General features: G+C 71.4%; 19 protein-coding genes. 7 read left to right on the plus strand and 12 right to left on the minus strand.

The annotated features are described in order from the left end of the window. Window positions 1-59: 59 nt before the first annotated feature. The 4 genes from ACFYZR_RS23650 (at window position 60) to ACFYZR_RS23665 (ending at window position 3,147) form a co-directional block, all read left to right on the plus strand. The gene (locus ACFYZR_RS23650) at window positions 60-527 is read left to right on the plus strand and encodes a hypothetical protein (RefSeq protein ID WP_391913368.1); all 468 of its coding nucleotides are present in this window, start codon (window positions 60-62) and stop codon (window positions 525-527) included. A gap of 85 nt (window positions 528-612) precedes the next feature. Next, window positions 613-1,548 (plus strand): hypothetical protein, encoded by a 936-nt coding sequence (locus ACFYZR_RS23655; RefSeq protein ID WP_391913370.1) that lies wholly within the window; start codon window positions 613-615, stop codon window positions 1,546-1,548. Window positions 1,549-1,942: 394 nt separating this feature from the next. Beyond that, window positions 1,943-2,905 (plus strand): Dyp-type peroxidase, encoded by a 963-nt coding sequence (locus ACFYZR_RS23660; RefSeq protein WP_391913372.1) that lies wholly within the window; start codon window positions 1,943-1,945, stop codon window positions 2,903-2,905. Between the two features lie 17 nt (window positions 2,906-2,922). Then, window positions 2,923-3,147 (plus strand): hypothetical protein, encoded by a 225-nt coding sequence (locus tag ACFYZR_RS23665; RefSeq protein ID WP_391913374.1) that lies wholly within the window; start codon window positions 2,923-2,925, stop codon window positions 3,145-3,147. 449 nt (window positions 3,148-3,596) lie between these two features. On the opposite strand, the gene ACFYZR_RS23670 is transcribed toward ACFYZR_RS23665, so the two are convergent. The 4 genes from ACFYZR_RS23670 to ACFYZR_RS23685 all read right to left on the minus strand — a co-directional run bounded on the left by ACFYZR_RS23670 (window position 3,597) and on the right by ACFYZR_RS23685 (window position 7,705). Further along, on the minus strand, window positions 3,597-4,373 hold the full coding sequence (locus tag ACFYZR_RS23670; RefSeq protein WP_391913376.1) for a polysaccharide deacetylase family protein: 777 nt from the start codon (window positions 4,371-4,373) through the stop codon (window positions 3,597-3,599). A 374-nt stretch (window positions 4,374-4,747) separates the two neighbouring features. Beyond that, window positions 4,748-5,965, minus strand: coding sequence for a cytochrome P450 (locus ACFYZR_RS23675; RefSeq protein WP_391913378.1), 1,218 nt, complete (start codon window positions 5,963-5,965; stop codon window positions 4,748-4,750). Further along, entirely contained in the window at window positions 5,962-6,717 is a 756-nt protein-coding gene (locus ACFYZR_RS23680; protein ID WP_391913380.1) for an alpha/beta fold hydrolase, read from the minus strand. The genes ACFYZR_RS23675 and ACFYZR_RS23680 overlap by 4 nt, the downstream gene beginning before the upstream one ends. A gap of 94 nt (window positions 6,718-6,811) precedes the next feature. After that, complete coding sequence (locus ACFYZR_RS23685) at window positions 6,812-7,705, minus strand: alpha/beta hydrolase (RefSeq protein WP_391913382.1); 894 nt, start codon at window positions 7,703-7,705, stop codon at window positions 6,812-6,814. A 175-nt stretch (window positions 7,706-7,880) separates the two neighbouring features. Here ACFYZR_RS23685 and ACFYZR_RS23690 point away from each other — a divergent pair, with 175 nt between their 5' ends. The 3 genes from ACFYZR_RS23690 to ACFYZR_RS23700 all read left to right on the plus strand — a co-directional run bounded on the left by ACFYZR_RS23690 (window position 7,881) and on the right by ACFYZR_RS23700 (window position 11,167). Then, the gene (locus ACFYZR_RS23690) at window positions 7,881-8,900 is read left to right on the plus strand and encodes a hypothetical protein (RefSeq protein ID WP_391913384.1); all 1,020 of its coding nucleotides are present in this window, start codon (window positions 7,881-7,883) and stop codon (window positions 8,898-8,900) included. 625 nt (window positions 8,901-9,525) lie between these two features. Next, window positions 9,526-10,137 (plus strand): response regulator, encoded by a 612-nt coding sequence (locus ACFYZR_RS23695; protein WP_391913386.1) that lies wholly within the window; start codon window positions 9,526-9,528, stop codon window positions 10,135-10,137. 70 nt (window positions 10,138-10,207) lie between these two features. Beyond that, the gene (locus ACFYZR_RS23700; RefSeq protein WP_391913388.1) at window positions 10,208-11,167 is read left to right on the plus strand and encodes a sensor histidine kinase; all 960 of its coding nucleotides are present in this window, start codon (window positions 10,208-10,210) and stop codon (window positions 11,165-11,167) included. 121 nt (window positions 11,168-11,288) lie between these two features. Here ACFYZR_RS23700 and ACFYZR_RS23705 read toward each other — a convergent pair whose 3' ends face one another. From ACFYZR_RS23705 to ACFYZR_RS23740, 8 genes are all read right to left on the minus strand, one after another. Beyond that, on the minus strand, window positions 11,289-12,140 hold the full coding sequence (locus ACFYZR_RS23705; RefSeq protein ID WP_391913390.1) for a hypothetical protein: 852 nt from the start codon (window positions 12,138-12,140) through the stop codon (window positions 11,289-11,291). A gap of 25 nt (window positions 12,141-12,165) precedes the next feature. Then, entirely contained in the window at window positions 12,166-13,062 is an 897-nt protein-coding gene (locus tag ACFYZR_RS23710) for a papain-like cysteine protease family protein (protein ID WP_391913392.1), read from the minus strand. A gap of 20 nt (window positions 13,063-13,082) precedes the next feature. Next, window positions 13,083-14,816 (minus strand): mycolysin, encoded by a 1,734-nt coding sequence (locus ACFYZR_RS23715; protein WP_391913394.1) that lies wholly within the window; start codon window positions 14,814-14,816, stop codon window positions 13,083-13,085. A 329-nt stretch (window positions 14,817-15,145) separates the two neighbouring features. Further along, complete coding sequence (locus ACFYZR_RS23720; RefSeq protein ID WP_391913396.1) at window positions 15,146-16,705, minus strand: hypothetical protein; 1,560 nt, start codon at window positions 16,703-16,705, stop codon at window positions 15,146-15,148. 118 nt (window positions 16,706-16,823) lie between these two features. After that, window positions 16,824-17,993, minus strand: a complete 1,170-nt coding sequence (locus ACFYZR_RS23725; RefSeq protein WP_391913398.1) for a glycosyltransferase — start codon at window positions 17,991-17,993, stop codon at window positions 16,824-16,826. A 4-nt stretch (window positions 17,994-17,997) separates the two neighbouring features. Next, the gene (locus ACFYZR_RS23730; RefSeq protein ID WP_391913400.1) at window positions 17,998-18,834 is read right to left on the minus strand and encodes an alpha/beta fold hydrolase; all 837 of its coding nucleotides are present in this window, start codon (window positions 18,832-18,834) and stop codon (window positions 17,998-18,000) included. A 3-nt stretch (window positions 18,835-18,837) separates the two neighbouring features. Next, a complete protein-coding gene (locus tag ACFYZR_RS23735) occupies window positions 18,838-19,161 on the minus strand; it encodes an acyl carrier protein (RefSeq protein ID WP_391913403.1) in 324 nt (107 codons plus the stop codon). Continuing rightward, entirely contained in the window at window positions 19,158-23,609 is a 4,452-nt protein-coding gene (locus tag ACFYZR_RS23740) for a beta-ketoacyl synthase N-terminal-like domain-containing protein (RefSeq protein ID WP_391913405.1), read from the minus strand. Before ACFYZR_RS23740 ends, ACFYZR_RS23735 begins: the two co-directional genes overlap by 4 nt. Window position 23,610: the final 1 nt, after the last annotated feature.

Below are 23,610 nucleotides of genomic sequence, written 5' to 3' on the forward strand. Positions count from 1 at the left end.
CAGAGGCCGGGAGCGGGCCGACAGCCCCCGCCCACTCAGTGGGCGCGCCCAGCCGTCCGGTGCCACGCTGGAGGTGGGTTCCGGCCTGCTACGGGTTCACCATCGTCGCGAACGTCAAGCCGGGCCGAGCCGACGCGATACGGGAGCACGGCCATGCGCTGGCCAGGGCGCTGGAGCAGGATCCGTACCTTCTCGCGCCATTGAAGCTGCACTACCTGCGCTGGGTCCTGTTCGACGACGACACCCGCTTCATGTACCAGGGGATCTTCGACACCGACTTCGACAAGTACACCGAGGACGCCGTCGCGCTGTTCAGCAAGGCGGGCGTGAGCACCGCCTTCGAGAACCTCGAAGGGTTTCCCGAGGACTGGCGGACCAACCCGGAGGCGTTCGTACGCTACGTACGCGACCACCACTGTCCGAGCTTCATCGAGTACGGGGAGTATCCGTACGTGACGGCGGACGAGATCAAGAAGGCTCTGCGGATCAAGAGCGCCCTGTCGGAGATGCTCGACCAGATGCAGTGAGGGCTGGGCGATGAGCGAGGCCAAAACAGCGCGGACCTACAACCAGAGGCACATCCCTCGGAAGTACAGCCCAGCCGGACGGCGCGTGAGTATCTACGTGTCGTGGAGCTATCCCGCCGAGGCAGGCCGGAACGCGGCCGAGCTGGACAACCGCTTCTCCACGATGACCGAGGTCAGGCGGGTGGCCTGGCCCGCGTACGAGGACCCGAAGTGGTCGGACCCCTACCGGTTCCAGCAGGGCATCGCCGGCTCCCTGGAGCTGTTCTTCTGGGCCTGGGTGCCGTTCCAGGACTTCGTCGAGGAGGTGACCGGGCATCCCGTCCCGGTCTACCAGCGCATCGACCAGGCCGGTTTCCACACCCCGCTCGATGAGCGGGTACTCGACGACACGGACGTCCTGTTCGTCTTCGGACTGGACCACATGATCACCAGGCAGGAAGCCGAGCCCGGGGAGATCGAGTCGCTGCGGGCCTTCCTCGCCCGGGACGACGCCCGCCTCGTCCTCGGGCCCCACCACGACGTCGGCGCGTCGGACGAGCTGTCCGTGCGGGAGGTGGAGTACCGCCACCACGGCGATCCCCTGGTGCCGCGCCAGCAGCGGTTCGCCACCTACGCCAGGGACCTCATGAAGGGCCTGGGCGTGCCGGTCGTCAACCGGTACGGGCTGCGTCCCGCCACCGGTGAGGACAACCGGATCGCTCCTTTGTCGACCGTCCCGGACCTGGACGAGAAGGGGTGGCTGAACGGGGTCACGAACTTCAACTTCCACATGCACCTGCCGCACTACGCCGTGACCACCGACGAGCCGAAGGCCGTCCACGTGCTGGCCCGGCAGCCGATCGACACCTCCCGGCCCCATCCGTTCACCGACGACGGGAACACCGAGTTCAACATGTTCCTGTGGATGCCCCCGGGCGGTGACCGCGCGGCCGACGTGCTGCTGGCCGACTCCACGATCTTCAGCACGCTCTTCGGCGCCGACGACAGCCTGCGGAACTTCTGGCGCAACCTCGTTACGTAGCGATGCCGCAAGGAGGCCGACGTGAGCGCACCCACCCACGTCACACTCGAACTCGACGACATCCAGCGCGGGGTCCTCAGCCCACGCCCCACCCCGTACGCGGCGACGTACCTCGCCTTCCGCATCGACGACCGCACCCAGGGCCGTGAGCTGATGCGGCGGGCGAGCGCGGCGGCGACCTCCGCCGCCGACACCTCCAGCCCCCTGGGGGACACCTGGGTCAGTGTCGCCGTCACCTACTGGGGCCTTGAGGCCCTGGGGGTGCCGCGTTCCTCGCTGGAGACGTTCGCCTGGGAGTTCCGGCAGGGCATGGCAGCCCGCGCCCGAACGCTGCGCGACGAGGGAGCGAGCAGCCCACAGCACTGGGAGGCACCGCTCGGCACGCGCGACGTCCATGTGGTCATCACGGCGATCGCACCCGACCCCCCCGCACCTGGAGGCGGCCATCGACCGCGCCCGCCCCGCCTACGAGCGTCTCTCCGGCGTGACGGCCATCTGGAGGCAGGACTGCTACGCACTGCCCACCGAGAAGGAGCACTTCGGCTACCTCGACGGCGTCAGCCATCCGGCCGTCGAAGGCAGCGGCATCCCAGGCTCCAACACGCTGGAAGCGCCCTTGAAGGGCGGCGAGTTCGTCCTCGGCTACCCCGATGAGCTCGGCGGCGTCCAGATGCCGCAGCCGACCGTGCTCGGGCGCAACGGCAGTTATGCGGTCTTCCGCAAACTCCACCAGGACGTCGTCGCCTTCAGGCGCTATCTGAGGGACAACTCCGCCGGCCCCGAGGACGAGGAGCTGATCGCCGCGAAGATCATGGGGCGCTGGCGCAGCGGGGCCCCTCTGGCGCTCGCCCCACAGCACGACGACCCCGCGCTCGGCGCCGACCCGCACCGCCGCAACACCTTCCTGTACGAGCAGAACGACCCAATGGGATTCGCCACGCCCGGTGGCTGTCACATTCGCCGGGCCAACCCGCGCGACGCCTCGGTGGCCGGGGAGGTACGGCTGCACCGCATGATCCGGCGCGGCGCCGTCTACGGTCCGCCACTGCCCGATGGCGTGCTGGAGGACGACGGAGCGGACCGCGGCCTGATGTTCGCGTTCATCGGCGCCCACCTGGGCCGGCAGTTCGAGTTCGTCCAGTCGGAGTGGATGAACGACGGCGTCTTCTTCGGAGCCGGCAACACGAAGGACCCCGTCGTCGGCGCCGCCGACGGGGAAGCCGGCCACACCATCCCCCGACGGCCGGTGCGGCGCCGCCTAGCCCCGCTGCCCCGGTTCGCGGTCACCCGTGGAGGCGAGTACTGCTTCCTGCCGAGCCTGAGCGCCCTGCGCTGGCTCGGGGACCTCCACGACTGACAGGGCGGACAAGCGCCATGGACACCCTGCATCTCGTGCTCAACGCGGTCACCGTCATCTTCATCGCGGCCACCATGTTCGCCGCCGGCCTGCGCGCCACCGTCCCGGCATTGCGCGGCGTCTTCGCCGACGTCCCCCTGCTGTCGCTGGCGCGGCGATGCAGGTACTGCTCGCCTCCCTCGGCAGCCTCGCCTTCGCCGACCAGCCCGCTGTTCTGGGCGCACTTGCCGCGATCCTCCTGAGCGGCCTGGCGGCGGCCCTCCCGATCGCCACGCTTCTGAGCAGGCGCCGGGGTGCCCCAGAAACGCCGGGCACTGAAGTGCCCCGCAATGACACGTCCATCCGGTGATTCAGACACAACCGCCACGTACACCCCGACCGAGCTACGGCAGCGCAGCCGCCCGGAGAGCGTCGCGGGAACGATGCCGCTGCTGTTGCGTGCGCGGCGGAAGCGGGAGGACCGGCGGCGCGGGGCGGCCCGGCCCGGGTGGTGGTGGGCGAGTGGGGCACGAGGAGGCGGGTCGGCGGCGAATGCCTGGATCGCAGGCGGCGGCGCGCGCCTGACGATCGGCATCCGCTGGGGCCCCGTCCGGGGAACGGTCACAGTGACGGGAAGGCGAACGGACCCGCTGCGGCGCCCGATACGGCTGCGGCAGGGGGCGTTTGCCGCACCAGTGCCGCCTCTCCGGCATCAGGTTGCGGACGGGGCCTTCCGGCCGTGTGCCGGTGGGTGGCGGTCGGGGGTGGTGAAGCGGTAGCCGGCGGCGATCAGCCGTGGCAGGTAGGCGTTCAGGGCGGCGACGGTCTGGGAGCGGTCGGCGCCGGTGCCGGGCTGGGGGTGGTCGTCGCCGCCCTCGACCCCGTCGTGGTTCAGCACGATGGCTCCGCCGGCCGCTCCGGCGAGGACCCGTTCGGCGATGGCGCCGGCGCCGGGGTTGGTCCAGTCCTTGGGGTCCACCGACCAGGAGATCGGGCGCAGGCCGAGCTCGGCACAGAGGGCCAGGGTGCTGTCGGTGAACTGGCCGTACGGGGCGCGGAACAGAACGGGCCTGTGGCCGCTGATGCGGGTGATGGCGTCTTGGGCGCGCCGGATCTGCTCGCGGACGTCAGCGGTGGCCAGGCCGTCGAGGCGGGGATGGGACCATGTGTGGTTACCCAGCGTATGTCCCTCCCTGACGATGCTGCGCACAACGTCGGGGTAGCGCACGACGTTGTCACCGCAGACGAAGAACGTGGCGCGGACACCGTGGTCACGCAGCCCGTCCAGCACCTGCGGTGTGTATTGCGGGCTGGGCCCGTCATCGAAGGTGAGGGCCATGACCATGGGACCGGCGTTGACCACCTCCTCAGGCGTGGGGACCGACTCGGACACAGCAGCCGACGCCGCCGGAGTGCCCACCCCGAGCAACACGGCCCCACCGGCCGTGAGCAGCCGACGGCGGGACAACGAACGGTCAGTCGGCGGCACAGGGCCATTGTGCACAGGAGGCCGTACTCGTATCGGCTTCCGACACGAGTTCGGCAGTCACCGGCCGATCCTCGGCTGTATCGCCGTGGTTGTGGAGGTGCGCGTCCAGTAGCCTCCGCAGCGTGCTGCTCGATGTGGGCATCGCGGTGGTCCACTGCTGTCGCTGTGCGTCGAAGGGTGGTGCGGGTGTCAACACGGCAGGGTCCGGGGATCTTCCGCGGATCGTCCGTACGGGCGACCGGGCAGCAGCCCAGGCGTGCTCGCACGGGACACTCACGGGCGACTGGGGACGCGCTGGAGGTGGTCCTGGCCGGTTCTCACGGGGAGGGGGCGGTCCCGTCCTGCTGAGGCGTCGGTCGCAGCGCGGGCGGAAGTCACCAGGCCACCCATGCCTCGCGGAGACCGTATGTGGTGGCGTCGGACGTCAGAGGGAGATCCCGCTCCGGAACCGCGAGGCGCAAACCGGGCACATGCGCGGAAAGAGAGGCGAGGACGCACTGGAGGATGACGCGGGCCAGGTTCTGGCCCAGGCACTGGTGGACGCCGTAGCCAAAGGCGAGGTGATGCCGGGCGTTGTGCCCGGTGCGCAAGGAGCTGGGGTCGGGGAAGACACTGCTGTCGTGGTTGGCCGCCAGGAGGGAAGCGATGATGCCGTCGCCCGCACGGACGCTCACGTTCCCGAGCCTCATGCCGGCCAGTGCCACACGCCTGCTGACGGGGTCGGCCACGCTGTAGTAGCGCAGCAGTTCCTCCACCGTGCCGGGGATCTCGGCCGGGTACCGGGCGAGGGCGGCGATGCGCCCCGGCTCGCGCAGCAGGCCGACCGTGCCGAGCCCGATCGTGTTCATCGTGGTGCCGTGGCCCGCGACGAGCAGCATGGCGGCGATCCGGGTGAGAACCTCGCGGTCGTACGTGCCGGCTTGGCGGAGTTTCTCGGCGATGCGGCTCAGCAGGTCGTCGGCAGGGGCTTGCTCCTTGGCAGTGACATGGTCGCGCAGGTAGTCGTCCAGGGCTCTGCGGGCCGCCTCCCGCTGTCCGGCGGTCACCGTCGTGCGGACCTGGGCCCCGATGAGCCGCAGGATCAGGTGGTGGTCGGCGTAAGGGATGCCGAGCAGGTCGCACAGGACGAGCAGGGGAACCGGCCGGGCGAAGGAGTCCACCAGATCGACGGGCCGGGCCTGCCGCATGAGACGCACGACCTGGCCGTCGACCAGACGGCGGATGCGCGGACGCAGGGCGTTCATCCGGCGGAGGGTGAACTCGCCGGACAGCAGGCGCCGCAGGACGGTGTGCTCGGGTGGGTCCAAGGAGACCAGGTTGCCCTTGTCCGGTCGGTGCGGGGCGAGCGGGACGATGGTGGGGAAGCCGACGTCGCCGCGATTGGAGCCGGAGCGTGGGTCGGCCAGTACCCGGCGGACGTAGGCGTAGGAGGTGACCAGCCAGGCGCGGCGGCCGTCCCGGAACGCGACGCGGGTGACGGGCGCACGGCTGTGTAGCTCGGCGTAGTCCGGGGGCGGAGCGAAGGAGCAGGCCGGGGGCATCGGGAATGCGGGGTACTCCCGGGCCTGATCGGACGCCGTGGCGCGGGTCATGCCAGGGCTCCGGTGGTGTCCCGGGCGTCCGCGATGAACGTGGTGAGCAGGTTCACGTACGCGTCGGGGTCCTGGACATGCGGGCTGTGACCCACGCCCGTGAGGCGTCGCAGGTCCGCGTGCTTCATGACCTCCGCGAGTTTGACGGTGATCGGGGGCAGCCAGCGCACGGTGTCGGCGCCGTAGGTGAGCAGCGCCGGGCCGGGGAAGGCGGACAGTGCGTCAAGGTCGATGCCGGCCCAGTGGGGGTCGGCCTGTTCGGCGGCCCAGACGGGGGTGTTGGCGAGGATGCGGTCGCGGACCGGACCCGGGAGGCGACCCCAGACGCCCGGCCCGAGGACCACATCCTCGAGGAAACCGCGGGCGCCCTCCTCGTTGCTGCCCGCGCGGATGCGGGCCGTCGCGGTGTCGATGCCCGCTTGTGCGGCGCGTACCAGCGCAAGGGCCGGGCCATCGTCGACAATCCCGAGCAGAGGTGACTCGTGGGCGATGACGCTGCGGAAGAGTGCCGGGTGGCGGGCGGCCAGCCCCAGCACCGTGGAACCGCTGTAGCAGACGCCCGCGACGTGGGCGGGGCCGAGTCCGAGGGTCTTGATGAGGGCGGCCAGGTCGTCTTCGTGCTCGCGACGGACGCAAGAAGCAAGACTGTGGCCATGCGTGCTCGCGCTGTGGCCGCGGCGGTCGTAGACCAATACCCGGAAAGACCGTGCGAGGGCTTCGCGTACGGCGCGCCAGCTGTGTCCTCCCGCCATTCCCCCCCGTGCACCAGAACCAGCGGTTCGCCGTGACCGAGGACTTCATATGCCAGCTCTGCTCCACGGACATGGACACGCGCCACGGTATGACTCACCCTTCTGTCTCCGGCCTCAGGCCCATCAGCCGCAATACCCCGGCACCGAGCTCCGTCGCGCCCCGCCCCAAGTCCAGGGGAAGATCGAAGTGATGGCGTCCGGCCACCACCAGGTCGGTCACGTCGGTGCCGCAGGAACGGGCTCGCGCGACGAACTCCCGGTGCTGGCGGGCGTACTCGTCGGTCTCGCTCTCGCCCCGGCCCACGAGGAGAGGCGGCATCCGGACCAGGGGGCCGTGCTGTGGGCTGCATGCGCGGGCCGTCGGCCCGTCCAGGCCAAGTGGCTCGTTGATGTACGTCCCGACCAGCGGTTCCAGGTCGTACACGCCGCCGAGCAAGGTCGCACTGCCGACGGCTGCCAGCGGATCGATTCCGCTGCGCTGCCATGCCCCGGTGTCGGCCAAGGCATGAGCCACCAGCTGGGCGCCGGCGCAGTGGCCGCTGAGATGGATCCTTCCGGGAGCGCCCGGCAACTGCGGGGCATGGCCGCACAGCCACCGAATGCCCTCCCCGACCATGGCCGTGATGGCAGGCAGGGAGTAGCCGGGTGCCAGTGGGTACCCCAGCGCGATGAACGCGGCCCCGGCCGCGACCATGCCGATCGCGGCGAACGAGGACTCGGCACGGCCGAGCTCCTGCCAGTAGCCGCCATGTACGAACACGTGCAGGGGCGCGCCCGGGCGCTCGGCCGGGAAGTAATCGAACCGCTGCTCCGGCGCCGGGCCGTAGGCCACGGCCTCGTGCACGTCGAGCAGCCGACGCGCGGACTCACTGCGCTTCGCGTATTCGGACAGGCAGTACTGCATATCAGGAGCGCGGGAGCTGGGCGAGTACTGCCGGGCCAGCTCATCCAGCCCGTAGCGTCTCCAGGCGGCCGTCATGCGCCTCATCCTGACACCGGGTCAGAAGGAACGTTAAGGCGCACCTTTCAGCCACCCTTTCCTCGGAGGGTATGCGGGTGTGGACTGCGGCCGCGGCCGCGGTGCGACCTTGACACTGACGCAGCGGCAACTTGGACGATGACGCCGTACGGCAGACACAGTCACCCCACCGGAGGCGTCCGTCATGTTGCGCGGCAAGGGCATCCATTACGACACCGGCACCTTTCCCAACGGCGACACGTCGCGCCCCGTCTTCGACGTTCGGGACGCCGAACGGGACATGCGTGTCGTCGCGGAGGACCTGCACTGCACCGCTGTCCGTATAACCGGGGGCGATCCGGACCGTATCGAGACCACGGCGCGGTACGCGGCGGAGGCGGGCCTGGAGGTCTGGTTCTCGCCGTTTCCCTGCGAGCTGTCGAACGCCGAGATGCTGCCGCTGTTCACCGACTGCGCCGAGCGGGCGGAGCGACTGCGGCGCGACGGCGCCGAGGTCGTCCTCGTCGCCGGCTGCGAACTCAGCGTGTTCGCCCGCGGATACCTGCCCGGGGACACACTGAACGAGCGCATTCCGGTCCTGGCGGGGCCCGGCCGTGAAGCCGCGCTCCAGGGCATCCCCGGCAAGGTCAACGCCTTCCTGGGGGAGGCCGTCGACACCGTGCGGCCCCTCTTCGGCGGCCGCGTGAGCTACGCCTCCTGCCCTCTGGACGGCGTGGACTGGGCCCCGTTCGACATCGTCGGCCTGGACGCCTTCCGTAGCCTGCGCAATGCGGCGACCTACCGCACCGACCTGCGCGAGGAATGCGGCCACGGCAAGCCCGTCGCCATCATGGAGGCCGGCTGCTGCACCTACCGGGGAGCGGGAGAGCACGGCGGCGCCGGCTGGTACATGGCGAGGGCGGCCGACGGCGTCACCCTCAAACCCGGCCTGGTGCGCGACGAGGGCGAGCAGGTCCGCTACCTCGACGATCTCATGACCGTCTTCGAGGGGGAGGGCGTCGATTCCGTCTTCTGGTTCAGCTTCGCCGGTTTCAGCACACCTCACCGGACGTCCGGACCGGACGAGGACCTCGCCTCCTACGGCATCGTCAAAGTCCTGGACGAGCACAGCGGCTATCCCGCCGACAAGCGCGCCTACCCCGACATGCCCTGGGAACCGAAGCAAGCGTTCCACGCGCTCGCCACCCGCTACAGGGCCCACTGAGCTCCTTCGGAGTGGTCACCAATCAGGCTCGTGGCACGGGTCCGTGAGCACTTTGACGCCCGCGTGCAGGGGGGGCTCACGAACATGAACCGAGTGCGTCTTCCTGTCGAGGACACCGCCCTGAGACGCCCGGACGCCGATGAAGAACAGCCCGGAATTCCTCCGGACCGCGCTACCGCGATGTGTTTTTGATGGGGAGCCATGTGCTCGCGTTAGGTGGGCCTGAGGGATCGGAAGTGACGAGGGTTGGTGTGCTCTCTTCCGGCGAAAGGCATTCGTGTCCGGAACAGCCGGATCTCAACCGAAGATCCACTTGATCTTTCTTCGCCGGCGGCATATTTTCCCGTCAAGAAGTGCAATTCGCGCTTTTCGGGATGGATAGTGCCTGGTGGGTGATTCGGGCGAAACGGTCGCCATTGGCCCGCCCGCTGCGGGAAATCCGTAGAAGTCCGCAAGATTTCTGCGGGCTAGCCGCAAGGAAATTGAATTTTTGACCGTCCATTGCAGGAATTTCGTCGGTTGACAAGATTGGCCACTACATCAGAAGGTGAATGCATCCATTAGGACGGCAAAGCGGTCATGCTTTCCCCGCGCCCGAAAGGCTAGGCAGAAGATGGGGGGTCCCGTGCGAGTGGTCCTGGCCGAGGATCATCCGACCGTACGAGCTGGAACCCGGGCGTTCCTGGAGCCTGAGGGCTTCGTCGTGGTCGGGGAGGCCGCCTGCGAACGCGAGGCGTTGGAGATCGTTTCCCGGCAGCAGCCCGATGTGCTGATGCTGGACGTGAGGCTGGAGTCGGGGCTGGCGCTCAAGGCCATTCCCGAACTCCTCGCAGCCGCACCGGGGATGGGAATTCTCGTGCAGAGCTGCTACGAGGACCGCGCCATCATCTGCGGGGCCCTGGCCGCGGGTGCCGCGGGCTATCTGCTGAAGAACAGCCCCGTGTCCGAACTGGTCGTCGCGGCACGGACGGTGGCGTCCGGAGGACGGTACGTACAGCCCTCGCTCGGCGCCGGGCTGGCCCGCGACCAGGGCCGGGAGACGGAACTGCCCCTGCGGGAGCGGCAGGTCCTGGGCCTGCTCGCCGAGGGGCACACCAACCGTGAGGTGGCCGCGCGGCTGACGGTCAGCGTCCGCACGGTGGAGAGCGTCAGGGCCGCTCTGCGCGCCCGGCTGGGCCTGGTCACCAGGGCCGACCTCGTGGCGTACGCCCGCCGGAACCGCCCGTCCGATGTGTAGCCGAACCGCCCGGCCGGCCGTGGCACACCCGCCACCCGGACCAAGCGCGCTCGGCGGCATCTGCGTCGCGGTGAGCCTGGTGGGCGCCGTCTCCTACATGGCCAACCTCCTCGCCGACGACCGGCTGCCGGCCCGGTCGATCGCGACCCCGAGCGTCGCCCTGGCCACCGGCGCCCTCGCGCTGCTGACCTGCGGACTGCGACGGGCCCGCCGACTGCTGATCTTGATCTGCTGCGGATTCACGATCCTCAGCGTGGACAGACTGGCCCACTCCGCACCGACGGACCACGCGGCCATGGCGTTCCTGCTCGCGGCATCGGTGTACGCCGTCCCGGCCTGGCCCGAGATGAAGGTGGTCCTCAGCCGGGGACGCGCCAGTGCCATGGTGGAGCGGCAGGAGCACCACGCGGGCCTGCTCGCGGGCGAGTTGCACGACGAAGTCCTCCAGCTGCTGGCACTGACCCGACGACGGCTCGACGCCGCCCGCGCATCGGACGACCCCGGTGCGCTGCGTGCGGCGATGGAGGACGCGTCCCGCACGCTCGACGAACAGGCCGGCACGCTGCGCCGCATCATCGCCACGGTGAGCCCGGTGGCCGTCCAGGGGCTGGGGCTCGCCGAGTCGGTCACCTCCCTCGCCGGTCAGGTCGCCGCCGAGAACGGGCTCGTGGTGGCCGTGGAGGTCCAGGGCGACCGGCCCCATGCGTGCACAGGGGAGAACGGCGTGAACCTCGCCGTCTACCGGGTCGCCCAGGAAGCGCTCACCAACGTGGTCAAGCACGCCGACGCCCGGCACATCACCCTTGCCCTCACCTGTCGCGACGAGGGCATCAGCCTCACCGTCACCGACGACGGACGCGGCCTCGGACCGACCCCGCCGAGAGCCACCGAGGGGTACGGCATGCAGGGCATGCGCTGGCGCTGCGAAGCGTACGGCGGCACGTTCAGCGCCAGGACCGCCGTCACCGGTGGCACGGTCGTCCGGGCCGTGTTCCCCCTGCGCAGCTGCCGGAAAACCCGGGCGTCCTAGCCGGCCGGCCACGCCGGCTCCTGCCTGCCCCCGGCCCGCACAGGTCGGCCAGGGGCACGGCCCGCTTGCCCACACAGCCCGGCGCCCGGTCCACGGCGCCGGGCGCCGGGCTGTGGCGGGGTCAGACCGAGCGGCGTCGGCGGCGCAGGTGGAGGACCGCCGCGCCCGTCACCGCCAGGGCTGCCGCGCCGGAGGCGGCCGGGAGCCAGGAGCGGGAAGGGGCGGTGGCGGCCTGGTCCTCGGCGAGGGCGTAGCCGCCCGCGAGACCCTTGCGGTCGTAGGCCGAGCCGGGCAGCTTGTCGCCGTAGCGCTTGGCGACGAGTTGCTGGTACGCCGCGAGCGGGACGCGGGGCTTGCCTTGCAGGGCCGTCCGGGCTTCCTCGTTGAGCGGCTCGACGGAGCCGCTGCCGGTCAGCCGGTACCAGCCGTGGATCTGCGGCTCCATGAAGGTCCGCTCCCGGTCCGTGCCGCGTTCGGCGGCGCTGATGTCCGCGTCGCCGTCGCGGATGCCGGCCAGTTGCCAGGTACGGTCGTCCTGGCCGCCTTGTCCCGGGGCGAGCAGGACGGCGGCCTGACGGCCGTTGGCGGCCGAGACGCGGGAGGCGAGGTAGGACAGCCGCAGGGCCGCGCCGGCGGTGACCTTGGCCTTGCCGGCGACGAACTCGGGAGAGAGCTCGTAGAAGGGGACCGGCTTCTTGAGGTCGAAGCCGGGTGCGGCGCCGGGTGCCTGCGCGGGGCCGGGTGCGGCACCGGCCGCGCCGCCGTCCGCGCCGCCGTCCGGGGTGCGGCCCTCGACAGCCGTCAGGAAGCGGGTGACGGTGTCGTGGACCGTGCCGGAGCGCAGCACCTTCTGAGCCGCGGTGTAGTCGGTCGCCGCAGGGGCGGTGGGGCCGTCGGCGGCTTGTGCAGAAACGATTCCGCAGAGGGTGGCGACGGCGGTGGCCGCACACAGGGTGGCGGCGCGTCGGGTCATACGGTGCATGGTGGGTCGTCTTCCTCTAGCCGCGCATGCCGATGCGCGTGTGGGTCCACTGGAAGGAGTTGTTCCTGGAGTAGCTGGAGTAGTTCCACCAGGTGTACGTCTTGGTGGTGGGCCAGGGGTCGCCGACCGCGATCATGTTGCTGGTGCTGTCGTAGCCGTAGATGAGGTTCATGTGGCCGCCGCCGGAGTTCCAGCCGATACGGACGGCGAACGGGCGCCCGTTCGCGATCTCGGTCCGGGTCTCGCCGAAGGAAGCGTTGCGGTACAGGTCGGTGCCGCTGCTGCTGAAGCCCATGTTGCGGAGGCCGTTGGCCATGTCGCCGAGGGTGGCGGGGCGGTTGTTGCAGTCCAGCCGGTTGTTCTGGGCGGCCAGGCGGCAGAAGTCGTACTGGTTGTAGCGGGTGTATCCCCAGTAGTTGGCTATGGTCAGGCCGGTGGCGTCCCAGCACCACTGGTCCTTGACCTGCTTCTGCATGCTGATGTCGAGGGCTTTCCGGCCGGTGGTGGGCCGGTCGGTGGGCTCCGTGGAGTTGCAGACCGGCAGCTTCCCGGTGTTCTCCCGGATGAACGCGTCGGCGATGTAGTACTTGCCGGAATAGATCCAGCGGGAGTTGTTCTCGACGACGTCGCCGGTGGTACGGCAGGACATCGTGATGCGGTCACCGACCCGCGATTTTCCGGTGATGCCGGCCGAAAGGGACGGCTGGGAGCGCTGGTTGACCGTGCTGAAATTGCCTCGCCCGCCGGTGACCGTGCCGGTGACGGCGGCCTCGGCCTGGGGGGAGATGCTCAGCAGGAGCCCGCCGGCGAGGGCGGCGGCGCCCGTCGTGGCCAGAAGTTTCTTGTTACGCCTTGACGCAGGGGCGGCGTGTGTGTGCGTCGATATGCGGGTTGATCTGCGGAAACTGTGCATGGGGTTTCTTCTCTTGCGGATCAGTACTGGATGGTGTGGTTGTAGAGGATGGCGCGGGCCTTCGAGCCGGTGTCCAGGCCGTACGCGGGCCGGTCGGTGAGGAAGTACTCACGGAAGGTGGACTGGCGCTCGCGGGACATCATGGTGTTGCTCTTCGTCCAGCCCCCGTCGACCTGGGACCACAGATCGACCAGCGCGGTGGCGACCCGGGCCTCGCAGGCGTCGCCCCAGTCGATGCCGCGTGTGGTGCGGTCGTTGGCGAGGTTCGTGGAGCTGCCGTTGCCCCACGTCATGACGGTGTCCTTGAAGGCGCGGAACGCCACGGCGTCGGCATAGCCCTCGGTCCAGCCGCAGGTGGTGGAGGAGGTGCGGTTGACGTAGTGGGGCGAGCAGTTGGTGACGTTCGGCCACCATCCGTTGTAGAGCTTGCCCATGAGGGAGTGACCGGCCTCGTGGACGGTGGTGTGGCCGGAGTCGGGGTCGCTGTCCGCGAGGTGGACCTTGTCGTCGCGGTTCGTCCAGTACGTACAGTCCTGGGAGCCCGGATACCACTGGACGGTGATCGGGGTGCAGCGGCCGTCCCGCTGGTTGCTCGTCCAGCAGGTGCTGATGGAGCCCCGGTCCCACCAGAGCTTGTTGAGGGTGTCGAAGGCGTGCCAGGCGCGGCTCTGGCCGCTGTTGGCGTAGACGGTGCCCAGGCTCTTGTTGCCCGAGTTGTTGCCCGAGACGTTGCTCAGGGCGTTCGAGGTGGTCGAGTAGCGGCGGTTGTATCCGTCGACGACCGACCACATGCTGCCGGCCTGGGTCTGGAACTCCGCCCAGACCTGGGAGGTGACGGCCGTGCTCGGCGTGTAGCAGAGCTTGAACGTGCCGTCTCCGTTGCCGGTCAGACCCGTGGCGAGCTTCTGCGTACCGCCGCCCGCGGTCGCCCTGCCCCAGAGGGTGACGTTGGCGTTGCTGACCGGCAGGTCCCGGTCGGCCTTGCGGTTCCAGCTGCCGCCCTCGGAGGACTGGAAGCGGTTGCGCAGCGTGCCGCTGACGCAGACCGGGGCGTAGGGCCTGCCGGGGGCGGCGGCCTGTGGGGGAGTGCTCGGTGCGGTCGGGGCGGCTGCCCCCGGGCGTGCCGGGCGGTCGTTCGCCGTGGGCCCGCCGGCCGTGGGTCCATCGGCCGTGGGCCCGTCGGCCGGGGTCGCGTCGGCCTTGGTGACGGACATGCCCTTGGCGGTGGAGCCCTTGGCCTTGCCGATGGTCAGTTCCACCGAGGCGTGACCGGCGCGGCGCGGGTCGGGGCGGTCGATGTCGCTGATGTCCGCCTGGACCTGGGCGGGGCCCGCGGCGACGGCCTTGACCTCGAGCTTGATGGTGCGGGTGCCCGGGCTGAGGGCCAGCGTCCGGCTGGTGCGCTGGCCGAAGGCGTCCTTCGTGGGCGCGGCGAGGGCCGGGTCCCGGTCGACGATCCGGAGGGCGGGCGGCAGCTGGAGGGAGAGGCCGGCGCGCTTGACGTCGGTCCGCGCCGTGACGGCCACGGTGAGGGTGGTCCGCTCGCCGATGGCGGGGAGGCGGCCGAGGGAGGCGGTGACGCCGAGACAGCTCGGCGGCGCTTCGGAGTTCTTGTCCGCGGGTCGGACCGTGCAGCTGTCCGCCGAGGCGGGGGCGACCGCGTAGGCGGACGGTACGGCGACGGTGGCGATACAGGCGCCTATGCCGCACGCCGCGACCAGCGCGGCGGGTCTCGGCAACCGTATTCGGAACATGGGCATGCCTTTCTGCGGTGTGCACGACGGGACCTGTGCACGCCGATTCGAACCGTGGAGGGTGGGTGCTGTCGCGATCGTCAATCGCCGGTAAATGGCGGTTTCTTGAGCGACAACTCGCCGAAACTTTACGTCATATGGATTGTGCATGTCGCATTCGGTATGCAACTGCACGACGCAAACGGCGAATAGATGTGGTGTCACCTGCGGTGTTGCGGTAAACCCGCAATTAATGAAAGGGCATTGGGGCGCACCCAAATGGAACGCGTCGGCCCGACGGCGGCCCGTCAGGAGTGAAGAGCCGTTCAGTCGGGCCGGGCGTCGGTGTATCAGCGGCGCCGGGGCCCGCTGCCGCCGGACTGGCTCTTGTCGGCCGGTGGCGCGTCGTCCTGCGGAGTGCGCGGCTGGGGGATCTGTATGGCTCCCTTGCCGTGTGCGAGTTGCACCTCACGCTGCACCTTGGGCATCGGCAGGCGCACCGCGAGCGCCTGAACGCCGCCGATCTTCAGGTACGGCATGACCCATCCCTCCAGGTCGACTCCCGCGAACAGCTTCCAGTCGGCGTCGGCCGCGGCCTTGCCCTCGGCCGACCCGCCGGCCCTGCCCTTGACCTCGGTGCGCACGTACGGCGCGGCCACGTCGCCCTTCACGCCCACGCTGCCGTAGAGGCCGAGGTTCGCCTCGGTGCCGAACCGGACCTTCGCGTTGACCGCGGCCGAGGCGCTCGCCTTCAGCGTCGCGGGAGTGAAGTTCGCCTTGGCCTCCGGCTGCCAGCCCTCGCGCAGGCCGAACGCGGAACCGAGGGCGAAGTCGCCCTTCACTGCGTCCTGTTGGACGTCCAGGCTCGCCTTGCCGTCGGCGTCGATCAGGACGTAGCAGGTGAGGTCGATGTTGACGGTGACAGGAAGTTCACCGACGTAGAAGGTCGGGTTGGCGTGCAGGACGACGAACGGTACCCGCACCGGCTTGCCGTTCATCGTGGGAGCCGTCCGCCCCTTGAAATGGAAGGCCGAGGACCAGTCACCGCTCAGCCGCAGGCCGGCCCCCGACGGGCCGTCGCCGGAACCGCGGCCGTAGTAAGAGAAATCGACCTCGGGCGCGAGCTGGACGAAGCCCTTGAACGATGCCTTGGTGGGGCTTTCCACCCCGTCCCCCTTCGCGTTCTTCTCCGTGTCGAGAGAGGTGTCGACATCCACGCGCAGGCTGCCGAAGGGCAGCTTGAGGCCCTCGGGCCCGGCGTGGACGTTGCCGCGCTTGGCCCAGGAGACCTTCACCCCCGGGACGAGCGAATCGGCTGTGAATCCGGACGGGTCGACGGGCAGTTTGTTCTCGACCTTGGTGTCGCCCAGGACCGTGGAGAGATCGACCGGGGTGGTACGGACCTCGGTGCCCTTCGAGGTCTTCTTCCCCACCTCCGTGACCTTGGCCAGGAGGCCCTGGGGCGCGCCGGGCACGGGCTTGCTGGCGACGATGTCGCCCACGGCGACGGGGTTCTTCGCCGCAGGCGTTGCAGGCGTTGCAGGCGCCGTAGACGTCGCAGGTGTCGCCGACTGCTCCGGCGTGCCGGACGCGCTCGGGGTGGCCTGCGCGAGGGTCTGGGAGATGACGGCGCGCCCGCTCTTCGGGTCGATCGAGTCGACCTTCACCGCCGACTTGCGCGCCTTGACGCCGCCGCCCGCCGGAATGGCCACCGCGCTGGGTTCGGCTCCCCCGGGGGATGTCTTCCCGAGGACGAAGTCGTTGGGCGGAGCGCTGATTCCCGCGGTGTTCGCCGTTTCGTCCGAGGCGTCGGTGGAGCCGCTCCCGAATGGTGAGCAGCCGGCCAGGGCGAGTGAGAGAGAGGTGAGCAGCACTGGTGCCAGTGCCGCTCTTCTGTGGAGGTTGCGCATGGGGGATCCTCGTGGATGGTGGTGAGGGGTCTGTTTCCCTGCAAAAGGGATGGCGGGAACATGCCATGTCAGGGCATGGGTGGTACCTCCCGTTCGGCAGGGCCTGCGGGCCGGCGGGTCACTTCGTCCCCGCCGCCAGGGCTTCGAGGTGCACGGCCGCGGCCGCGGCGCCCCCTGCGGCGCGGAACGACGCGCGCACCCTCCCGGCCGCCTCGCGGAAGCCGGGTTCACGGAGGACGGTGTCCAGCGCCGCGCCCACCACGTCGGCGGTCGCCCGGTTGAACCGGACCCGTACGCCCGCCCCGGCGTTCGTCACCTGGGCGGCGACGGCGGGCTGGTCGTCGCGGATGGGCGCGACCACCAGGGGGAGGCCGTTCCACAGCGCTTCGCACACGGTGTTGTGCCCGCCGTGGCAGATCACCGCGTCGCACCGTTCCAACAGGGCCAGTTGGGGAACGCGCGGCCGGACCAGCACCCGGTCGGCGAACTCCGGCACCGTGCCCGTCGGGTCGACGATCACCGCCTGAGCCCGGTCCGGTCGTCCGCGCACCACCTCGGCGCACGCGGCGAGGAAGCGGGGCGCCACCTCGGCGTTGGCCGTGCCGAGGGTGATCAGCACGGTGGGCGTCCGGGGGTCGAGCCGGTGCCAGGGGAAGTCGTCCGCGGCCGGCCGGGCGGCGATCGACGGGCCGACGAACCGGACCTGTTCGCCGGCGGCCGGGACCGGCCCGGTCAGGGCCTCGGTGCTGAAGGCCAGCACCAGCCGGCCGGACAGCCGGGGGTCCGTGGTGCTCCAGGGGTCGCCGATCCGCCGTCGCAGCTCCCCGATCAGCCCGGCGATCCAGGAGTCGACCTTCGGCAGCCCGGACAGCGAGGTGAAGCCCGCCGTGGTGGTCGCCGAGGTGGCCCACACCAGCCCCAGCCGCTCGGCCACGAGGCCGCCGGCGACGGCCTGCTGGTCGGCCACCAGGACGTCCGGCCGGAACTCTTCGACGGCCGCGCGTACGCCGGGCGCCATGTGCTCGGCGAGCGGTCCGAGGAACCGCTCCCACAGGAACTTCAGCGCCGCCGGGCCGCGGAGCGAGGGCGGCCGCAGCAGGGCGGGGTCGGCCAGGTCCGGTGAGGAGCACCGGAACACGGTCGCGCCGTCGCCCACCAGCGGTCCCACGACCTCCGGCAGCCCGGCCCAGGCCACCTGGTGCCCGCGCCGGACCAGTTCGGCGGCGACGCCGACCGTGGGGTTGACGTGCCCGGCCAGGGGTGGCACCACGAAGAGGAAGCGGCTCACCGGATCACGTCCCCCTCATCGGCGGTGTGGTCCTGGCCGCCGCCGGTACGGGCGTGTGCGCGCGGATCCACTCCAGGATCAGGTCGCCGGCCGTCTCCGTGGCGCCGACCAGGACCCAGTGCTCCTGGTCCGGCAGCACCACGGTGCGGCAGTGCGGCAGCAGTGACCCCAACCAGTCCGCCTGCGCGGCGAGTTCGGACTCGGCCCCGTAGAGGGCGAGCACCGGGCAGTCCACCGCGCGGACGGCGTCCTCGTCGAGGACCCGGCTGGCGGGGACGTCCCGCACCGTGGTGGTGGAGTGCAGCAGCCGGGCGGCCGACCGGACGCGTTTGGTCACGTGCTTGCCGTGCTTCTCGGTGAGTTCCTCGAAGAGGCCGTCGCGGGCGAGCTCCTCCGCCCCGCGCGCGAGGTTGGCCGCCATCTTGCGGGACCAGGCGACGGTGGCCGGCTCCGACTCGATCATCGAGACGCTGGCCACCCGGCCGGGGTGGCGCGCCGCGTGGCCGAACGCGATGGTGCCGCCGTAGGAGTTGCCCACCAGGTGCACGGGGCCCGCCGGGGCCAGCTGGTCGAGGAGGGCCTGCAGGTCGTCGAGGTGGTCCTCCAGCCGGTAGCCGGCCGGCGGTCGTTCGCTGAGGCCCTGCCCCCGCAGATCGTACATGATCACGTCGAGTCCGGCGGCGGCGAACCGGGGCGCCAGGGTGAAGTAGTAGCTGATGAGACTGTCGATGAGCATCCCGTGGATGAGCACCACGGTGGGCGGCGGGGCCGTGCCGGTCGTGGTCCGCGCGGGTATCCGTGCCACGTGCACCGCAAGGCCGTTGGCGTCGATCATGGCCATGGGTCACCGCTCCCCGGGGGCCCGCAGGCGGCCGGTGATGTGCTCGACGAGCTGTCCGACCGTCAGGCCGATGATCTCCTCCAGCCCGAGCCCGGCCAGGTACTCGGCGAAGTTCACCGCCTCCCCGTACCGCGCCTGGAGGTGGCCGCCGAGGGTGACCAGGTCGATGCTCTCCAGGTCCAGGTCGTCGTGGAAACGGGTGTCCATGGTGATCCCGGCGTCCACCACGTCCCCGTACTCGCCGAGGACGGCGCGGAGCATGCCGCCCACCTCCTCGAACACGGACTCGGGGGTCGCGGCGGCCGGCGCCGCCTGACTGCTGTTCACTGCTGGCTCTCCTGTCGTTCGTCTTCCGGCCGGGTGTCCCCGGGAGCCGGACCCGTGGTCCACGCGACCACGTACTCCCTCTCCGGCAGGCCCCGCGGGTTGGTGACGGTGCGGCAGCACACCGGGTACCGGCGGCCGCCCACGGCCACCACCAGGTGGTCCGCCCGGGCCTCGGCGACGGCGAAGTCCTTCGGCCGCCCCCGCAGCCCGGTGCCCTCGGCCTTGGCCACCGCCTCCTTCGCCGCCCAGAACCGGGTGAACCACAGCGGCTGCGGTTCACCGGTCCGGAAGCACAGCGCGACGAGGAGCTCGCGCTCGGCGGGGTCGAGGGCGGCGGCCAGGGTCCCGGGCGGCCGGTGGGTGACCTCCTCGATGTCGATGCCGACCGGCGCCGGGCGCCCGTCCGTGCCGCGCGGCCGGGCCAGGGCGACCGCGGCCTCGGCCCGGTGCGCCAGCGAGACGTCGAGAGCGGGCAGGACCCGGCCGTGCACACCGGTCGCCCGCGGCCGGCCCGTCGCGTCGTTGTCCACCCGGATCTCGGCGGGGAAGACCGGCCCCTCGCCGTGCCGCCACAGCCACCGGCGGACCGCGTCCTTGGCCGCGATGCGGCCGAGCAGCCACTGGCGGCGACCGGAGGGCGGGCGCCGCTCGTGGTCCTCGCGTTCGGCGGCGCCGAGGTGCCGTCGCATCACGAGGTCGCGGGACGCGAGGTCGTGGCACCCGTCGAACAGGAGCATCCAGCCGCCCGGTTGCACCGCGGAGAGGGTGTGCTGCCCGGGGAAACGTTCTTGCGCCTTGGTGTCCGTGCGGCTGTCGAACCGGTGGTCCTGCCAGCCGTCGATCTCCGCCCAGACATGACCGTCCACGAGCAACTGCACGTCCGCCTCCACGGTGGCGTCGGTGACCGAGACGATCCTGATGAGGCACTGGACCCGGGTGCCGGGCGAAGGGTGCGGGCCGAAGAACCGGATGTGCCGCAGGCGGACGGGGAACACCAGGGTCCGCTCGGTGAGTGTGGTGAGGATCCAGTAGCCGAGCAGCTGCCCCACGTTGTCGAGCAGGGCACCCGGCGCGGACGGTGCGGTGAGTACGCCGCGCACATGCGCGTCGCCCATGGCCGTCAGCTCGGTGACGCCCTGGAACGCCGGGCCGTGGAACATCCAGCGGTCCCGGTACAGTTGCCCGGCCGTGATCCCGGGGATCCGTTCCTCCTCGGGCGCCCACCGCCAGGGCCGGGGCGCACCGCCGGGGTAGCGGTCGGCGAGTTCCACCTCACCGTGCGCGTACGCGCCGAACGTCACACCGGCCCGGCCGGCCCCGCGCGCCTCGACGGTCACGGGTACGTCGACGGCGGGTGCCGCGGCCACCCAGCGGTTCAGCCGCACGTCGCGCACCGCCACCGCGGTCGTCCCGGGCCGGGCCCGTTCGGCACGCTCCATCATGTGGTGCACCACGGTCGTGGCCGGGACGACCGGCCACCGGTCGGCCTCGTCCGGCCAGCCGGGGCGCTGTGCGAAGAAGCAGTGGTCGCGCAGGTACGGCATGGCGTCCGTGGACACCCGCAGTACGGTGCGGACCGTACGCGCGGCCGTGGCGCGGGACACCGCGACGGCCACCTCGGCGGTGTCCTTCAGCAGGGCCTGAAGCTCGGCGACCAGCGGGGAGCCGTCCGGGGCCTCGAGACCGTCCGGCAAGTTCCCGACGGCGAGCGCCGAGCGCACCGCGGCCACCGTCTCCCGGTCCAGGGACACCAGCTTCCCGCCCAGGTCCAGCCGCGAGGGCGGCATCCGGCGGGCGTGGCCGCCCCCGTCCGCCGGGACCCCGGTGGACGGGGTGGACGGGCCGCCGCCGACCGTCCACAGCGCCGTGGCGACCCGGAGCAGCTGCGCCGTCCCGTTCCGGTGCGGGGAGTTGGCCGGCACCACCAGGTGGGGGAGGCCGCGCAGGGTGTTCTCGACGAGCGAGCCCACCTGGCCCGTACCGGCCTGGACGAAGACCCGGAAGCCGGCCGCGTACATGGCCTCGATCAGCGGGCGGAAGCGGACGGGCTCCAGCAGGTGGCGTACGAAGAGGTCCCGTATCCCGTCCTCGGTGCCGGGGTACTCCGCGGCGGTGGTCGCCGACCAGACGGGCACGCTCGGCCGGTGCAGCTCGAACAGGCCCGCGTAGTGCCGGATCCGGTCGAGGTAGGGGGCCAGCATCGGGGTGTGGAAGCCCGAGCGGAACGGCAGGACCTGCCCGATGACGCCGCGTCCCCGGAAGTGCCTCACGAGGTCCTTCACCTGGCCGGGCGGACCGCAGACCATCGACTGCTCCGGAGCGTTGTCGTGCGACAGCACCACATCGGGACGGTCGGCGAGCACGGCGGTGACCTGCTCGGCGGGTGCGCCCAGCGCGGCGAAGGACAGCCCGGCCACCCGCACCTGGTCCGGGTCGAAGGAGCGGGTGAACTCGTCGACCGCGTCCCCGGCGTACAGCCCGGCGGTGGCCATGGCCGTCCACTCGCCGATGCTGTGGCCCGCCACCGCGTCGGGCACGATGCCCATCCGGCGCAGTGCGGCGTCCAGCACCCGCCCCACGGCGATGACTCCGGCCCCGTGCCGTCCGACGTCCGCCACATCGGCCCCGGACCCGCCGAACCCCGCGGGCAGCAGCGCCGACAGGCCGAACCGTTCGACGACGTCGCCGATCCGGGGCCGGAACTCGGCCTCCAGGCCGGGGAAGACGAAGGCCAGCCGTCCGCCCGTGGAGCCGCCGAGCAGCGGCTCCGGGGCGAACCAGACGTCGCCGCGCCCCCGCCACGGGCCGCCCTTGGCGACCGCTTTGCGGGCCAGGGCGAGGCGCCGGGCGTCCGGGGCGAGGACGCCCAGCCGGACGCGTCCGTCGTGCGCGGACCGCCGTGCGCGGACGGCGGCGTCCTCGGCGTCCAGCAGCGCGGCGAGCTCCTCCGGGGTGCCGGCGGCCAGCCGCAGCACCTGTTCCGGTTCGCGGACCTCCACCGCCGGGCGGTCCGGACGGCATTCCGGACCGGGGACCGCTTCGAGCACCACATGGGCGTTGATGCCGCCGAAGCCGAAGGCGTTGACGCCCGCCCGCCGGGTCCGCCCGTCGCCGGACTCCCACTCCCGCGCCGCGGCGATCGTCCGGAAGCGGGTACGGGCCAGGGCCGGGTGCGGCTCCTCGCAGTGGAGGGTCGGCGGCAGTACGCCGTGGTGCACCGCGAGCGCGGCCTTGACGAGACCGGCCACTCCGGCGGCCGGCATGGTGTGCCCGATCATCGACTTCACCGACCCGATCACCGGCCGGTCCCTGTCGTCGGGCGGGCCGAACACCTCGGCAAGGGTGGCCAGTTCGGCCGCGTCGCCCGAGGGGGTGGCGGTGCCGTGCGCCTCCAGGAGCCCGACCGACCCCGCCGCTGCGGGATCCAGGCCCGCCTCGCGCCAGGCCGCCCGTACCGCCTTCACCTGGCCCGAGGGGTCGGGGTTGACGAGGCTGCCGCTGCGGCCGTCGCTGGCCACGCCGGTGCCGCGGACGACGGCGTAGACGCGGTCGCCGTCGCGCAGCGCGTCGGAGAGGCGCTTGAGCGCCACCACGCCGGTGCCCTCGCCGATCAGCAGACCGTCCGCGTCCCGGTGGAAGGGGCGGATCCGCTGGCTCGGCGACATCGCGCGCAGCCGGGAGAACAGGGACCACAGCGTGATGTCGTGACAGTGGTGGACCCCGCCCGTCAGCACCAGGTCGCAGCGGCCCGCGGCCAGTTCGCCGACCGCCTGGTCGACCGCGACCAGCGAGGACGCGCAGGCGGCGTCCACCGTGTACGCCGGGCCGCGCAGGTCGAGCCGGTTGGCCACCCGGGAGGCGGTCAGATTGGGCACCAGGTTGATCGCCTGCTCGGGCTCGTCCGGTCCCAGCTGCCGCGTGTACGTCCGCCGGACCCGCTCCAGCAGTGTGGCGTCCAGTTCGGGCAGCAGCTCCGAGAGAGTGCGCACCAACTGGTTGGACGTCTGGACGGACTGGGTGCCCCGCGCCATCCCGGGGGAGAGATAGCCGCCCCGGCCCAGGATCACCCCGATCCGGTCCCGGTCCGGCAGCCGTTCCTCGCCACCGGCGTCGGCGATCGCCTCGGCGGCGACGTGCAGCGCGATGAGCTGTTCCGGTTCGGTGCCGGGCACCGAGTTGGGCATGATCCCGAACCGGGTCGCCGCCACCTCCGCCAGCTCGTCGACGAATCCGCCGCGGCGGCAGTACACCCGGTCCGAGCGGCTGCCTGCGGCCGCCGGGTCGTAGAAGGAGGGGTCCCAGCGCCCGGACGGGACCTCGGTGATCGCATCGGTCCCGGACGTCAGATTGCGCCAGTACGTCGCGAGGTCCGGGGCGCCGGGGAAGAGGACGGCCATGCCGACGATGGCGACGGCGGGCCGGCCGGACGGTGTGTGACGCGTGCTCATG

The organism is Streptomyces sp. NPDC001678 (assembly GCF_042892945.1).
In the GTDB taxonomy this organism is placed as follows: Bacteria; Actinomycetota; Actinomycetes; order Streptomycetales; family Streptomycetaceae; genus Streptomyces.

What these genes read in the sequence shown, in the direction of transcription:
- ACFYZR_RS23675 (WP_391913378.1), bottom strand. Translation starts at nt 5,965, where the DNA reads ATGACCCGCGCCACGGCGTCCGATCAGGCCCGGGAGTACCCCGCATTC.
- ACFYZR_RS23705 (WP_391913390.1), bottom strand. Translation starts at nt 12,140, where the DNA reads ATGACCCGACGCGCCGCCACCCTGTGTGCGGCCACCGCCGTCGCCACC.
- ACFYZR_RS23720 (WP_391913396.1), bottom strand. Translation starts at nt 16,705, where the DNA reads ATGCGCAACCTCCACAGAAGAGCGGCACTGGCACCAGTGCTGCTCACC.
- ACFYZR_RS23665 (WP_391913374.1), top strand. Translation starts at nt 2,923, where the DNA reads ATGGACACCCTGCATCTCGTGCTCAACGCGGTCACCGTCATCTTCATC.
- ACFYZR_RS23690 (WP_391913384.1), top strand. Translation starts at nt 7,881, where the DNA reads ATGTTGCGCGGCAAGGGCATCCATTACGACACCGGCACCTTTCCCAAC.
- ACFYZR_RS23685 (WP_391913382.1), bottom strand. Translation starts at nt 7,705, where the DNA reads ATGAGGCGCATGACGGCCGCCTGGAGACGCTACGGGCTGGATGAGCTG.
- ACFYZR_RS23710 (WP_391913392.1), bottom strand. Translation starts at nt 13,062, where the DNA reads ATGCACAGTTTCCGCAGATCAACCCGCATATCGACGCACACACACGCC.
- ACFYZR_RS23660 (WP_391913372.1), top strand. Translation starts at nt 1,943, where the DNA reads ATGTGGTCATCACGGCGATCGCACCCGACCCCCCCGCACCTGGAGGCG.
- ACFYZR_RS23740 (WP_391913405.1), bottom strand. Translation starts at nt 23,609, where the DNA reads ATGAGCACGCGTCACACACCGTCCGGCCGGCCCGCCGTCGCCATCGTC.
- ACFYZR_RS23730 (WP_391913400.1), bottom strand. Translation starts at nt 18,834, where the DNA reads ATGGCCATGATCGACGCCAACGGCCTTGCGGTGCACGTGGCACGGATA.
- ACFYZR_RS23680 (WP_391913380.1), bottom strand. Translation starts at nt 6,717, where the DNA reads ATGGCGGGAGGACACAGCTGGCGCGCCGTACGCGAAGCCCTCGCACGG.
- ACFYZR_RS23715 (WP_391913394.1), bottom strand. Translation starts at nt 14,816, where the DNA reads ATGTTCCGAATACGGTTGCCGAGACCCGCCGCGCTGGTCGCGGCGTGC.